Raw genomic sequence first — 14,534 nt, 5'->3', positions numbered from 1 at the left:
ATTACAATTTATTTATTATGCAAGTTTGCGTGCACCGTCGCTGATCACTACATTATATAACTTAGGTTCGTGACCGAATTTGGCCGTGTAAGATTCGAATGCTTCTTTTACGAATGCATCATATTTTTCTTCTTTCACCAGGTTGATTGTGCAACCGCCGAAACCGCCGCCCATCACGCGTGAGCCCGTTACACCGCATTTCTTGGCAACCTCGTTGAGGAAGTCCAGTTCTTCGCAGCTGACTTCATACAATTTGCTCATGCCGTGGTGTGTTTCGTACATCTTCTTGCCAACGGTTTCGTAGTCGTCTTTTTCCAGAGCGTCGCAAACATCGAGCACGCGCTGTACTTCTTCGATCACATATTCGGCACGCATATAATCTTCAGCGCTGATGTCGCCTTTCACTTCGTTCAGCATATCCATTGTCGCATCGCGCAGGAATTCTACTTCCGGATGATTGCGGCGGATTGCAGCGGCTGCGTTTTCGCAAGACTGACGACGTTTGTTGTAGGCCGAAGAGGCCAGTTCGTGCTTAACGACAGAGTCCAGCAACACCAATTTGTAGCCGACCGGGTGGAACGGGAAATATTTATATTCGAGCGAGCGGCAATCCAAGCGGATCAAGCTGCCTTTTTTTCCGAATACGGAAGCGAACTGGTCCATGATACCGCAGTTTACGCCGCAATAGTTATGTTCCGTAGACTGGCCGATCTTAGCCAATTCGAATTTATCGATGTTCAGCGTGAACAAGTCGTTCAAGGCAAACGCATAGGTGCTTTCCAATGCAGCGGAAGAGGACATGCCTGCGCCCAGAGGAACGTCGCCTGCAAACACGGTGTCGAATCCTTGGATCTGCCCGCCTCGTTTGATGGTTTCGCGGCAAACGCCGAAAATATATCTTGCCCAGCTTGCTTTTGGAGCGTCTTCTTCGTTCAGGCCGAATTCGGCATAGTCGTTCAGGTCAACGGAGAAAGCGCGGACTTTGCCCGTGCCGTTCGGTTTGATTTCGGCAATCATACCTTTGTCGATAGCACCCGGAAACACGAAACCGCCGTTATAGTCGGTATGTTCGCCAATCAGGTTAACACGGCCCGGAGATGCGTATACGCTACCTTCTGTAGAGAATAACTCCTGAAATTTATTTCTGATCTTTTGTTGCATGACTTTAATTTTTTAGATGTTGTTATAAATAAAGAAATTATCCGGCTTTTGTTTGTAACCGGATAATTTCATGAATTGGCATATATATTGTAGTCTTATTCTGATTTTTTCGCCGGTTTGGAACCGATGGCAGCATAGAATAAAATGTAGGCAGCACTGAAAAGCACAACCCAGTAGCTGGTCATGTAGTCGGTCATATCGGCAACCCAACCCTGGATAGCAACCATTACGGCGCAACCGAACACCATTGTCATAAAGATACCACTGGCAATAGCCGTGTATTTGCCTAATCCTTCGACAGCCATGTTGAAGATACCGCCCCACATTACGCTGGTGCAGAGACCTACGAGAAGGAATGCCAGAATACCGACGGGCACTTCCTGCCAGATGACACTTAATGAAGCCCAGTCTATACCGGGAACTTCAACCGTGCTTGTTTCAGGTGAAAACATTCCGAAGCCCACTAACAGCAACGTGGCGCTTGCGACAGTCGTGATCATCGCGCGGCTGGAAATTTTAGCACCGATACTTGCTCCCACGAAACGTCCGATAAGCATCATCAGCCAGTAAACGGCTACGATAAGACCGACGGTGCTGGCCGGTATGCCTTTGGATGTCAGATATTGCAGGATGTAGGTCGGTGTTCCTACTTCGACGCTCATGTACAGGAAGATAGCCAATGCTCCCAAAGCAAAGTGACGGTGGCTCAAGGCGCCTTTGATCAAGCTTGTGTCGACCGGAGCCTGTTCTGGTTCTTCGATTTTAGTGAACATGATCACTACGAATGCAACGACGAAGATAGCCAAAGCGATCATCAGGGCAGGAGTAGCGTCAGCGATATGAGCTTTGGCTGCATCCCCGATAAGAGCACCCATCAGGATGTAACAAACAACGGCTGCAGTACTGTTGAACACACCTCCGAGCTGGATCAGCTGGTTACCTTTGTTTCCGCCGCCACCCAGCAAGTTCAGCATCGGGTTGACAACGCAGTTCAAAATACACATAGTGAAACCGCAGGTAAACGCTCCGATCAGGTAAACCAAGAAAGCGCTTTCCTTGCCTACGTGGCCGCTGAGCCATTGGATTAAAATACCGACGATACCGATAACCAGGCCGATAAGAGCTGTTTTCTTGTAGCCGTATTTGGCAATTAACATACCGGCCGGGATTCCCATTACCAGATAGGCGATGAAGTTACCATAGTTCCCGATTTGGGCAAGGACATTGCTTGCTCCGAAGTCATTCTTTACGATAATAGCCATTGGTGAACAAAGATTTGTCACGAATGCGATCATTGCAAAAAGTGCAATCATGATGATGATGGCACTCCATTGTTTTTTTTGTTGAGTCATTGATTGATGTTTTTTTTGTTATTATTAATTTGTTATTTGTTATTCGGCAGAGAATTTGTAAATCGTCTTGCTCAGGAACGTTTCGCCCGGACGCAGGACGGTAGACGGATATTCCGGTTTGTTCGGACTGTCGGGATAGTGCTGTGTTTCCAGGCAGAGGGCGGCGCGTGCCGGATAGCGTTTCCCGTTCTTTCCGACGAAATTGCCGGTCATCCAGTTACCCGTATATAATTGTACGCCCGGCTGCGTGGTGTAGCATTCCATTACGATGCCGGTTTTGGGCGATACGCAACGGGCACAGAGCGACAGCTCGTTTTCTTCTTTTTTATTTAATATATATGTATGGTCATATCCTTTTCCGAAATTCAGCGCTTCGAAATCTTCATCGATACGTTCGCCCACTTCGTGCGGAGTGCGGAAGTCCATCGGGGTTCCTTCCACTTTTTCCTTCGGGCCGTAAGGGATGGATGTCTCGTCGGTCGGCAGATAGTAATCCGCATTGATTGTCAGTATGTGATCATATACGGAAGGATCGCCCTGGCCGGAGAGGTTGAAGTAGGAGTGGTTGGTCAGGTTCAGTACGGTCGGTTTGTCCGTCACGGCGTGGTACGTGATTACGACTTCGTTGTCGTCAGACAGATGGTAGGTCACTGTCGTATCCAGTTTTCCGGGGAAACCTTCTTCGCCGTCGGCAGACGTGTATTTCAACTCTACCGTCTGGCCGTCGATCTTGTTCAGGTCCCAGACAACGGAATTGAAGCCTTTCAAACCACCGTGCAGGCTGTTCGGCCCGTTGTTGATAGCCAACTTGTCGTACACGACACCGTCTAATGTGAATTTCCCGCCCGCGATACGGTTGCCGTATCGGCCGCAGATAGCTCCGAAATAAGGTTCTTCGGAAACCAGGTATTCGTCTATAGAATTGTGTCCTGTCACTACATCGGTTAACTTTCCGGACCGATCCGGTACCATAAGCGATACAATCTTTGCACCGTAGTTGGTAATGGTAAGTTCTGCGCCTTTATTATTTGTAAGGATGCACAACGTCGTCTCCTTGCCGTCTATTTGCTTGCTGAAATTAGCTACAGTCAAGCCAGACAGCGTGCTTTCGTTCTTCATGTAAATATAGTTTCAAAATTGTGTGTAAAATTACTCTCTTCTTTGTATTCATGCGCTACTTTAAAGATGTTTTATAGCATAAAACGGCTTTTTGTCTGCTAAAACGGGCGATTCGTCTTCTTTCAATCGGAATTGTTAGTGTACATTTGTAACTAAATAATCTTTGTATTCACGGAAAAACACATACCTATGACAAAAAGTATGAAAAAAGCCATTACCCTGTGTCTGTTTAGCATGGGTGTTGTCGGTTTAATGGCACAAAGTAATGAATTTAAGATAGATGTGCAGAAAACAGGTGCGCCTATCCAGTCGACCATGTACGGGATCTTTTTTGAAGATATCAATTTCGGGGCCGATGGCGGCCTGTATGCCGAACTTGTCAAGAACCGTTCTTTCGAGTTTGAAAATCCGTTCGGAGGCTGGACGCCCTTCGGGAATGTCAGTGTGCAGACCCAGAAGCCCTGTTTCGACCGTAATCCGCATTATGTCCGCCTTTCTTATGAAAAGGAGCTGACCGGAACCGGCCTCGACAATGAAGGTTTCAATGGGATCGGCATCAAGGAAGGGGAGAAGTACGACTTCTCTTTATATGCCCGCACCCGGTCCGGCGATGCGCCGGTCAAGCTGCGTATAAACCTGGTGGACAGCCGGAACGACCTGTACGAGCAAAAAGAGATCGAGGTGAGCGGCAAGGAATGGAAGAAATACACGGTTGTCCTGACCCCGGGAGCGACCGAGGCCCGTTCCCGCCTGCGTATCACGATGGCGACGAAAGGGACTGTCGACCTCGAACACATTTCGTTGTTCCCTCAAAAGACGTTCAACAACCGTCCGAACGGTATGCGTGCCGATTTGGCGCAGGCATTGAAAGACCTGAAGCCGGGCGTCTTCCGTTTTCCCGGCGGTTGCATCGTGGAGGGAACGAACAAGGCTACCCGCTACCAGTGGAAAAACACGATCGGGCCGGTCGAGAACCGTCCGGTCAACATCAATCGTTGGAACTATACGTTCCCGCATAAGAAATTTCCGGATTATTATCAGTCCTACGGCCTGGGCTTTTTCGAATATTTCCAGTTGAGCGAAGATATCGGGGCGGAACCGCTTCCCGTGTTGAACTGCGGCCTTTCCTGCCAGTATGAGAACCAGGACCCGAACGAAAATTGTCCGGTAGACGAACTGCAACCTTATATAGACGACGCCCTCGACCTGATCGAGTTTGCCAACGGCCCGGTGACCGGCAAATGGGGAAAGATACGTGCCGATATGGGACATCCGGCTCCTTTCAACCTGAAACTCATTGCCATCGGCAACGAACAGTGGGGACCGCTTTATCCCGAACGCCTCGAACTGTTTGTCAAAGCGATTCGTGCCAAATATCCGGAGATAAAGATCATCGGCAGCTCCGGCCCGCAATCGGAGGGGGCGGATTTCGATTACCTCTGGCCGGAGATGAAGCGTCTGAATGTGGATCTGGTGGACGAACATTTCTACCGCTCTCCCGAATGGTTTCTGAACGGGGCCAAACGCTATGATTCGTATGACCGCCAAGGGCCGAAAGTGTTTGCCGGCGAATATGCCTGCCATCCTGCCAACCGCGAGAACAGTTTTCTGGCCGCTTTGTGCGAAGCAGCTTTTATGACCGGTTTCGAGCGTAATGCGGATGTGGTGCACTTATGCACGTACGCTCCGCTTTTCGCCCATGTGGATGCTTGGCAATGGCGCCCGGACCTGATCTGGTTCGACAACCTTTCGCTTGTGAAGACTCCTAACTATTATGTGCAGCAGCTATATGGCCATAATGCCGGTACGAACGTCGTTCCGCTGACCATGCAAGGCGAAGCGGTCACCGGGCAGCAGGATTTGTATGCCACAGCGGCGGTCGACAAGCATTCGGGCGAACTGATCATCAAAGTCGCCAATACCGGAATCCGCGACAAACGGGTCAAGTTGGACTTGAACGGCCTTCCGGCCGGTAAACATAAAGGGACGCTCACGTTGCTCCATTCCTCCGACCTGGAAGCCAAAAACACGTTGTGCCGCCCTTCGGCGGTAGTCCCGGTCGTTTCCGATATCGAGCTGGAGGTCCCGCAAGCGGAAGTGACTTTGAAGCCGCTCAGCTTCTCCGTCTACCGGATCAAACTGTGAACCTTGTCCGGTACACTTTCCGATACCTTGTTGTAATTTTCGTCCTTATTGTAATATACCGCCCGATACCTGTTGGTCTAAATCGAAACAGTAAGGCATTTATTTTGATTTTATACCCCATATTTTTGAAATTACCCGTAGGGGTAATATTTTTTAAGAAACAGCCGTTTCTGCAATACGGTAATAATCAGTTGTATAATAGTATTGCGGGAAAAAGAGGGGGATATTGTCATTTTTTGTATCAAGAAAGCCTTCCGGCTCACCCGGCAATCACCCTTTGTCCGGTCTGTTTCGGATGAAATCCCTGAACCGTTCCAACCCTTTTATCAAGGTGGAACGGGGACAGGCGATGTTCCAGCGCATGAAACCTTCCCCTTCCGCGCCGTACATGGTTCCGGCGTTCAGCCACAGTCCGGCTTGTTCCACTAACAGATGTTCCAGCTTTTCCGACGCGATGTGGAGTGTCGAGCAGTCCATCCAAACCAGGTAAGTGCCTTCCAGCGTCGCTATCGGGAAATCCGGCAAGTGGTTCCGGCAAAATTCCTTCATGAACAGGTAGTTCGATTCCAGGTATGCCGTGAGCGCATCCAGCCAATCCTCTCCTTCGTTGTAGGCAGCTATCGTGGCTTCGACGCCGAAGGGGTTGACATCGCACACTTCGTTGATGTTAATCGCCTTGTCGATTTTCCGGCGCATGCTTTCGCTCGCCGAAACGATGTTGGCTATCTGTAGTCCGGCTATGTTGAACGCTTTGCTGGGAGACAGGCAAGTGACGGAATTTAGCAGGAATTGTTCCGACAGGGAGGCGAACGGCGTGTAGTCGTGTCCCGGATATGTCAGTTCGCAGTGGATTTCGTCCGAGACCACCGTTACGCCGTTGCGAAGGCAGATGTTCCCGATCCGCAACAGCTCGTCGCGTGTCCATACCCTTCCCGCCGGATTGTGGGGATTGCACAACAGCAGGATTTTAGCCTTCGGATCAGCCGCTTTCCTCTCCAGGTCTTCATAGTCGATGATGAATGAATCGCCGGTGCGGATCAGCGGATTGCTGACGCATTGGCAGCCGTTGTTGCGGATGGACGAGAAGAAACAGTTGTAGACGGGTGTCTGGACCAGCACATGGTCGCCTGGTTCGGCCAAAGCCTTGATGATGGCCGAGATGGCCGGCACGACGCCCGACGTGTAGATGATCCAGTCTTTTTGTATCGTCCAGCCATGCCGGCGTCCGAACCAGTCCGTCACGGCCTTGTAATAGGAGTCCGGCACGCGGGTATAGCCGAAAATACCGTGCGAAACACGTCGCTGCAAGGCCTTGACGATGGCGGGAGCCGTATGGAAATCCATATCGGCTACCCACATCGGCAATACGTCGGCATTGGCGGCACTGTCCCATTTATAGGAGTTCGTGCCGCGGCGCGGAATTATCTCGTCAAAATCGTATTTCATGTCGTTCTTCATATCTCTCAAGCGGAAAAGTCGGAATGTTCGTCCCGCAACTTCAGTTTGCAGTCGGCGGGAGCCTTGATGTTCTTGTCGAGGATGATCTCGCCGTAGCTTTCGGCCGTAATGCTCCCGGTGCGCGGGTTTTTCACGCTGCGTATCGGGCCGTTGATGGTGGCTTGGACGGAGCTGCATTCGAAGGCAAGGTCGCAGTCGTCGGCCATCACGCAGTTTTCCATCACCAGGTTGGTGGCGTAGCAAAGCGGTTGCGTGCCCGAAATCTTGCAATTCACCAGGCGCAGGTTCTTGGAGTGCCAGCCCAGGTATTCGCCGTCGAGTTCGGTGTTGTAGACAGTCACGTTCTCGGTGTTCCAGAAAGCGTCTTTCGAATGGATGACAGCGTTCCGTATTTCAACGTTCTTGCAGTATTGGAACGAGTAATTGCCGTTCTGCGAATAATCCTCGATGCGGATGTTCTCGCTGTGCATGAAGAGGTAGTCGGCATTGTCGACCTGCACGTTCTTGAGTTCCACATTGCTGCAGTGCCAGAGAGTTTCCTGCGCGTTGGGGATCTGGACGTTCTCCAACCGGATGCCGTCCATCTCGCGGAACATCTTCGGGGCTTCCACCCTTGTATCGGTCATCACGAGGTTTTTCGAATACCACAGCGCTGCCCGTGCCCCTTCGGTAAAGAGGCAGTTCCTGACTGCGAAACCGTCTACGTGCCAAAACGGGTATTTCCCTTCGAAACGGCAATCGACAGCTATGATGTTGGTACACTCTTTCAGTGCGGACTCTCCGGCGTGGATCGTTACGTCGTTCAACTGGAGGTCATGTGTGGCGAACAAAGGACGTTCGCCACCGAATTCGGTATGTTTGATCTGTTGCATATTTTATTATTTCAAGTATTCATGGAAAAAACGGTCGATTTTGTCGAACGGGATGACCGACAGGTTGTCGTATAGGTCGACATGGCTGGCACCGGGGATGATCATCAACTCTTTGTTGTCACCCGTCAGTTTCTTGAACGCGTCTTCGCTGAAATAGCGGGAGTGCGCTTTCTCGCCGTGTATCATGAGCACGGCACTGCGGATTTCGTCGCTGTAGGAGAGCAGAGGCATGTTGATGAACGAAAGGGCCGATGTCTTGTTCCATCCTCCGTTGGAGTTGAGCGACCGCTTGTGATAGCCGCGGCTGGTTTTGTAATAGTTGTGATAGTCCTTTACGAACCAGGGAGCATCGTCGGGCAGAGGGTCGACCACTCCGCCGGCGAGCGCGTACGATCCGTTCTTCGCGTCTGCCGTACGTTGTTCGTTGAGCTGGCGGCGAAGTTCATGGCGCTGGTCGGCGTTCATGGAATCGAAATAGCCGTTTGCGCTTACCCGGCTCATGTCGTACATCGTGGAAGCGACCGTGGCCTTGATGCGGGTGTCGATAGCGGCAGCGTTGATCGCCATGCCGCCCCAGCCGCAAATACCGATGATGCCGATGCGTTCGGGATCCACGTCATCGCGGATAGAAAGGAAATCCACGGCTGCGCAAAAATCCTCGGTGTTGATGTCGGGAGAGGCCACGTAGCGAGGTGTCCCGCCGCTCTCACCGGTGTACGAGGGATCGAAGGCGATGGTCAGGAAACCGCGTTCGGCCATTGTCTGTGCATAGAGGCCCGACGCCTGCTCCTTCACGGCTCCGAAAGGACCGGAAACCGCGATGGCCGCCATTTTCCCCTCCGCATTCTTCGGTGTGTACAGGTCGGCGGCAAGCGTGATGCCGTAGCGGTTGCGAAACGTCACCTTGCTGTGATTCACTTTATCACTTTTCGGGAAAATCTTATCCCATTCTGTCGTCAATGTTAAATCTTCCATTTCTATATTCTTTTTATCTGTTTGAACTCTCTCTTTTTCAATCATCCTGTTTCCGGCAATAACTGCCGTGACTCCGGCTGCCAGCAATGCTGATATGATTATTTTTCTCATTACTTGATGTTTTTATATGAATTAGACTGGTACTTATTGAACTCTCTGCAAAGGTCGGCATGAATTCTTATTCTCTTTGTAGATAAATTACCGATATTATGCCCCGTATTACTGTTTTTGCCGATATAGGCCGGTGTGCTCCCGTTTGTGTCGTCAGGATCGAGGCTGTCTTCCCGCTGCGGCAGGTCAAACCTTTCTCTGCCGGATTGTGTTTATGTAAATGATAATATTAAAGCAGAGAAGTTATGAGAAAGTTATTTTTTTTCGCCATCATGGCGCTGAGTGTCACCTTGCTTTCGGCGCAGCAGGATAAAAAAGAGGTGGATATGCCCCGGAAACATAATGTGAACCGGTTGTCCGAAAACTATTTTATTCCGGAACGGTTCCAGGGAAAATCGATTTTGATCACCGGTGGGGCCCGCGGCATCGGCAAATGGACGGCTATACGGGCCGCCAAGGAAGGGGCGGATGTCGTCATCATGGACTGGCTCGAAGAAGACGGGAGGCACGTAGCCGATTCGTTGAGCCGCCTGGGGTTGAATGTGCTGTTTGTTTATGGCAATATTCAAAAGGACGAGGATTGCCGAAAGGCCGTGGACGAGACGGTCAAAGCTTACGGCAAATTGGATTATGCCTGCTTGAATGCAGGGGTGATGGACGGTGTGTTTTCCGGGACTCCTTTTGAATATGATGAGGCGCAACGCAAATTGATGCCCAATGTCATCACGCAAGCCACCGATGAATACTGGGATAAGGTCTTTGCCACCAATGCGGCGGGGACGTTCAAGTCGATGCGTGCAGTGCTCAATCGGATGATCGAACAGGGTAACGGAGGCGCAATCGTTGTTGTCGGGTCCATCGCCGGAATGACCGGCCTGTCAGGCAATCCGGCCTATGTAGCCAGCAAACATGCCGTGAACGGACTTGTGCGCAATGCAGCAATCGACTATGCCCCTTACGGGATCCGTATCAACTCCGTCAATATGGCGGAAACAAGGACTCCTATGGTGGAACGGGCGGAAGAATTTGTGGCGGCCCGGCAAAAAGCGGGTGTCGGCTTCGGCATGGGGAAAATAAAAACCATGAGCCTCCTGAAATATTGCGACTCCGAGCATCGCGGTTCTTTTCCCTGGGAACAAGCCTCGACCATGTTGTATCTGATTTCGGACGAAGCATCTGCGATTACGGGATCTATTATCGCTACAGATGGCGGTTGGACGGACTATTAATTATTCGGGACGCATGAAGTTGTTTGTTTTGTTTTTATTCGCATTCTTATTCGGGGTATTCCGGATGTCTGCCCAGAGTAATAATGCTCAATCTGTCTATGAAGGAGAACGCATACAATCCGTGCTGTTCGCATACGGTCATCAGCCCGCGGACTCGTTGAAGGCGGTCCGGCAGAAGCAATTGGTGGAGGAGGCTTTCCAAGTGTACCCGTATACTCATTTCAACGAATTTCAGGTGACCTATTATATGTCGCAAATCAAAAATCTGCCGTTTGTGGAAGAGGCCTCCTATCATCTCGTTCCGCAGGGAGACGGCAGTTATGACCTGCAAGTGTCGGTCCGCCTGTCCGGGGAGGACGAAACGACTTCCCGGCAGGCAAATCTGTTTGAGGATATAAAAGCTTTTCCGGTAATCTATTCCGGCCCGCATTCGCTGCTGACCTTCAAAATGTCGGCCTCCGAAATGGCTTATAGCAACAATAATGCCTGGTTCGCACGGCCGGCTCCTTTGCTTGACGGTAATCCGTTGGCCGAGAATCCGGCCGGAAAAGGCTACACGGCCTGGTTGGAAGGGTTTGCCATGGGAGGAATATATGGAATCGTCCGGATCGTGCCGAAATGGAATTTTCATCTGTACGGAGGTGCCGGTTATATTCTGTCTTTCAGTGCCGGGCGGGAACTGTTTACCGATAAGTCGCGGTTTCATGGTGAGGTGGAAGATGCTTTTGCCGGATTTATCGGAGGAAAACGGTTGGCGGAAGATCACGAGTATGCCTATAGCGTGCTTTACGGAAGGAAACAGTTTGTATTGGGTAACGGCTGGCTGATCATCAATACCTCTATGAACGGACAGGAACGCGCCGGCCTGCAGATCAACCCGCGTTGGGCGGCCAGAAGGTTGTTTTTGGCCTCTTTGCGTTGGGACAGGGTGAATTTCCAAGCTTTTCAGTTGCGCCCGAACGAATTGCCTATATTCTATAGCCATACGATACTGAACGGCGTCAATTTTGAAATAAACCGTAACGACCGGTTCCAACTGGGCGCCAGCCTACTGCATTCGCCGCGTTCGGAGGTCAAATATTACTTGCCTGACGGGACGGTTTTGAATCGGAAAGGTTTGTGGGTCTATAATTTGCGCCTCTATGGCAATCAACCGGCAGGTCGCCCCGGATGGTTTTATAAGACCGAAGGTGGGTATCAGACCAATAGCCGTTATAAAATGAGGGCGTATGCCTGGTATGCTCAGGCCGGTTGGAGTTTTGCCGATAGCCCCGGTAGGCCGGCGTTGAGTTACCGGTTTGCATATTTTTCCGGAGATAATCCTAAAACAAAGGCCTATGAGCGTTGGGATGCGTTGTATACGGGTGGAACCGGCGAACAGTGGGTGCAGGGGTCGAATATGTATAAGATCGTACAGAACTCCAATGAAATGTCGCACTTGCTGCAATTGGTCTATTCGCCCGTATCCAAGCTGCAGACAGTCACCCAGCTTTGGTCTTTTATGGCTCCGCAGAGCAATAACCTGGGTGGCAATCCCGGGTTGTCGGTTATGAAAGGCCGGTATTACGGAACGGAATTGAATCTTACGGTCAAGTATTTTTATTCGCGTCAATGGTATTTCCACTTGAATACGGCGTTTACTGTCCCCGGAAGCGCGGTCAAGAAAACGATTCCCGGAGATTTTAAAAACTGGTTTAGCCTGATGGCTTTTGTCCGGTATTCTTTGTGATCTGTTTCACAAACTTATCCGCTTGTCCGTAAATCGCGTTTTTTGCATATATTTGCGGAATATAGAATTTTATGTGAATTTAATAATATGAAAAAATCGATTCTTTTTACCTGTTTGGCTGTTTTGCTGGCGGCCTGTTCCGGAAAACCTACAGTTCCGGAAAAAGCAATCGCGCGGCCTGTCAACCTGATATTGGATACGGATTTAGGGCCGGACTATGACGATGTCGGTGCGATGGCTCTGATGCATGCCTTGGCAGATAGCGGGCAAGTGAATGTCTTGGCGACGGTTTCGTCTAATAAAGACGAGCATGTCGTTCCTTGCATAGAAGTGTTGAACACCTATTTCAACCGGCCTGACATCCCGGTCGGCGCCCCGAAAAGCGAGGGAGGCGTTTCGCTGACGACTTGGCATAAGACGAAATGGACCGAAGAGCTTCCGGCCCGTTATCCGCATAAAACGGCAAAAACCTCGGATGCGCCGGATGCCGTGAAGGTCTATCGACGGATTTTGAGTGCACAGCCGGATAGCAGCGTCGTGGTCTGTACGATCGGTTTTTTCACCAACCTGAAGGATCTTTTGCTTTCCGGTGGTGACGAGTTCAGCCCGCTTTCCGGCCGTGAATTGGTCGCAAAGAAGGTGAAACGGTTGGTTTCGATGGCCGGCTTGTTCCCCGAAGGGAAAGAATTTAATGTCTATTGCGATACGCCGGCATCCCGTGTGGTGGCGGAGCAATGGCCGACGGAAATCATATTCAGCGGTTTTGAAATCGGAAATGTGATCTTTACGGGGAAAAAGCTGGTACAGGCGGACGTGGAGAACAGCCCGGTGAAAGATGCCTATTCGCTCTGCTTTGCCGAAGGCGATCCGGACGGCCGGATGAGTTGGGACCTGACGGCTGTGCTGGTGGCGGTCAAAGGATATGAGCCTTATTATAATGTAGTGCGCGGGACATTCCGTGTCGTGAATGATGAAGGTGCCAATAGCTGGACACCTGACGAAAAAGGCCGGGATCTTCGTCTGGTCGAGAAAGTGCCGGCGGCGGAGATGGCTGTTCTGATTGAAAATTATATGATGCATCGGCCGGTTTCAAAATAGTGAATGCCGGAATGTTTGTCCTGTTTCCGGTCGGCTTGGGCTTCCCCTTGTTGATGCCGGAGCGTAATTTTATCCCTGCTATAAGTTATTTATCGCGAAAAAAGCCTTACATTTGTCTTGGTTTCTTGTTTTATTGGATATGTACAGAACTAAAAAGCAGGCTTTATGAAAGAGGATAATGATATTTTCAAGAAGTTCCGGGACTCTTTTAGTAAGATTGACGGACATTTCCATATATTAGAACAGCGTGTACCCGTAGAACGGCAGATGGAGTATTTTAAATATTCGGAAAAGATCAGGAAAGATCCGGATAAGCCGGATGTTTCGGAAATGGATTTTTCGATTTTCGAGAATAGCCTGGACGATCCCGAATCGACAGCGGAACATAAGAAGTTTGTATTGTCTATGCTCGCTACTTCGCGGCAGGTAAAAGCATACCGGATACTGGAAGAATATGCTCAAGCTCCGGACCCGGATGTGGCGGATTGGGCTTATATGGCTTTGATGGAAAGCCGTATCGCTCTGGAATCCGAACTGTCGGACGAGAAGCAGATTTATATCTCTACCGGTTTGGGAGGAAAAGGGGAAAAGTTGCGCTTTTATGTGCTGATCCTGGCGAATGAACTGAAACCGTTTCTGGAGTATCAGAAGAAAGTGATCGAACGAGAATTCCCCTATTTCCTTGAAAAAGCGGATTGCGAAATCGAGCGGTTGACAATAGGGGAAAAACATATGGAACTGGTTTTCCTGATCCCGGTCCGGGCCGATATCAAGCTGACGCTGGACAGGGTGATCAACGAATGTAACCAATATGGAGATTTTCTTTCGCAGGTCTTCACGATTACGAACGTGAAGGAGCTGTCGGCCGAGGAAGTGGATGAGATTATAAGAAAGAATGGAGGAAACAGTCAAGCAAGCCATTAAATATGGTATAGTGGGAGTGAGTAATACGGTGATAACCGCCGTTGTCATCTGGATCATGATGAAGCTGTTCGGATGTTCGGATGTCGTTTCGAATGTGGTCGGTTATGCTGCAGGCGTGTTGAATAGTTTTATATGGAATAAGCAATGGACATTCCGGAGCTCGGCCGGATGGATCGGCAGTGCCGTCCGTTTCGGTGTCGTGTTCGGAGTGTGCTATCTGTTGCAGTTGGGGCTTTTGGTGTATGTCCTGAATCCATACCTGTCGATCGACTCGTATTATAACCAATTGATAGCAATGGCTTTTTATACGGTGATTAATTTTATCATGAATAAATTCTATACTTTTAAGGCTTAAATGCAG

Annotated in this window: 12 protein-coding genes; 6 read left to right on the top strand and 6 right to left on the bottom strand. The window is 50.1% G+C overall.

Features of this window, described 5'->3' with window-relative positions; all coding sequences use genetic code 11:
* Positions 1-15: 15 nt before the first annotated feature.
* The 3 genes from galK to BQ9893_RS04190 all read right to left on the bottom strand — a co-directional run bounded on the left by galK (position 16) and on the right by BQ9893_RS04190 (position 3,632).
* Positions 16-1,161 carry a galactokinase gene (gene galK, locus BQ9893_RS04200; RefSeq protein WP_075964872.1) on the bottom strand — a complete coding sequence of 382 codons (1,146 nt, stop codon included), beginning with the start codon at positions 1,159-1,161 and terminating at the stop codon, positions 16-18.
* Positions 1,162-1,256: 95 nt separating this feature from the next.
* Positions 1,257-2,513 carry an MFS transporter gene (locus BQ9893_RS04195; protein WP_075964871.1) on the bottom strand — a complete coding sequence of 419 codons (1,257 nt, stop codon included), beginning with the start codon at positions 2,511-2,513 and terminating at the stop codon, positions 1,257-1,259.
* A gap of 39 nt (positions 2,514-2,552) precedes the next feature.
* Positions 2,553-3,632: an aldose epimerase family protein gene (locus BQ9893_RS04190; protein WP_075964870.1), complete on the bottom strand. Its 1,080-nt coding sequence runs from the start codon at positions 3,630-3,632 to the stop codon at positions 2,553-2,555.
* Between the two features lie 189 nt (positions 3,633-3,821).
* Here BQ9893_RS04190 and BQ9893_RS04185 point away from each other — a divergent pair, with 189 nt between their 5' ends.
* Positions 3,822-5,777 carry an alpha-L-arabinofuranosidase C-terminal domain-containing protein gene (locus BQ9893_RS04185; RefSeq protein ID WP_075964869.1) on the top strand — a complete coding sequence of 652 codons (1,956 nt, stop codon included), beginning with the start codon at positions 3,822-3,824 and terminating at the stop codon, positions 5,775-5,777.
* A 270-nt stretch (positions 5,778-6,047) separates the two neighbouring features.
* On the opposite strand, the gene BQ9893_RS04180 is transcribed toward BQ9893_RS04185, so the two are convergent.
* The 3 genes from BQ9893_RS04180 to BQ9893_RS04170 are packed head-to-tail and all read right to left on the bottom strand — an operon-like array spanning position 6,048 to position 9,127.
* The gene (locus tag BQ9893_RS04180) at positions 6,048-7,223 is read right to left on the bottom strand and encodes a MalY/PatB family protein (protein ID WP_075965403.1); all 1,176 of its coding nucleotides are present in this window, start codon (positions 7,221-7,223) and stop codon (positions 6,048-6,050) included.
* Between the two features lie 17 nt (positions 7,224-7,240).
* On the bottom strand, positions 7,241-8,107 hold the full coding sequence (locus BQ9893_RS04175; protein ID WP_075964868.1) for a DUF3737 family protein: 867 nt from the start codon (positions 8,105-8,107) through the stop codon (positions 7,241-7,243).
* A 6-nt stretch (positions 8,108-8,113) separates the two neighbouring features.
* Positions 8,114-9,127, bottom strand: coding sequence for an alpha/beta hydrolase (locus BQ9893_RS04170; protein ID WP_075965402.1), 1,014 nt, complete (start codon positions 9,125-9,127; stop codon positions 8,114-8,116).
* Between the two features lie 311 nt (positions 9,128-9,438).
* Here BQ9893_RS04170 and BQ9893_RS04165 point away from each other — a divergent pair, with 311 nt between their 5' ends.
* The 5 genes from BQ9893_RS04165 to BQ9893_RS04145 all read left to right on the top strand — a co-directional run bounded on the left by BQ9893_RS04165 (position 9,439) and on the right by BQ9893_RS04145 (position 14,528).
* Entirely contained in the window at positions 9,439-10,422 is a 984-nt protein-coding gene (locus BQ9893_RS04165; protein WP_208610793.1) for an SDR family NAD(P)-dependent oxidoreductase, read from the top strand.
* A 13-nt stretch (positions 10,423-10,435) separates the two neighbouring features.
* Entirely contained in the window at positions 10,436-12,151 is a 1,716-nt protein-coding gene (locus BQ9893_RS04160; RefSeq protein ID WP_167369841.1) for an alginate export family protein, read from the top strand.
* A gap of 87 nt (positions 12,152-12,238) precedes the next feature.
* Positions 12,239-13,249 carry a nucleoside hydrolase gene (locus BQ9893_RS04155; protein WP_075964866.1) on the top strand — a complete coding sequence of 337 codons (1,011 nt, stop codon included), beginning with the start codon at positions 12,239-12,241 and terminating at the stop codon, positions 13,247-13,249.
* Positions 13,250-13,414: 165 nt separating this feature from the next.
* A complete protein-coding gene (locus BQ9893_RS04150; RefSeq protein WP_075964865.1) occupies positions 13,415-14,173 on the top strand; it encodes a hypothetical protein in 759 nt (252 codons plus the stop codon).
* A complete protein-coding gene (locus tag BQ9893_RS04145; protein WP_075964864.1) occupies positions 14,145-14,528 on the top strand; it encodes a GtrA family protein in 384 nt (127 codons plus the stop codon). Before BQ9893_RS04150 ends, BQ9893_RS04145 begins: the two co-directional genes overlap by 29 nt.
* The last annotated feature ends 6 nt before the right edge of the window (positions 14,529-14,534 follow it).

The organism is Parabacteroides massiliensis (assembly GCF_900155425.1).
GTDB classification, from domain to species: domain Bacteria; phylum Bacteroidota; class Bacteroidia; order Bacteroidales; family Tannerellaceae; genus Parabacteroides; species Parabacteroides massiliensis.
The sequence above is the reverse complement of the archived record's forward strand: the minus strand, read 5'-3'. Positions and strand labels throughout refer to the sequence as shown.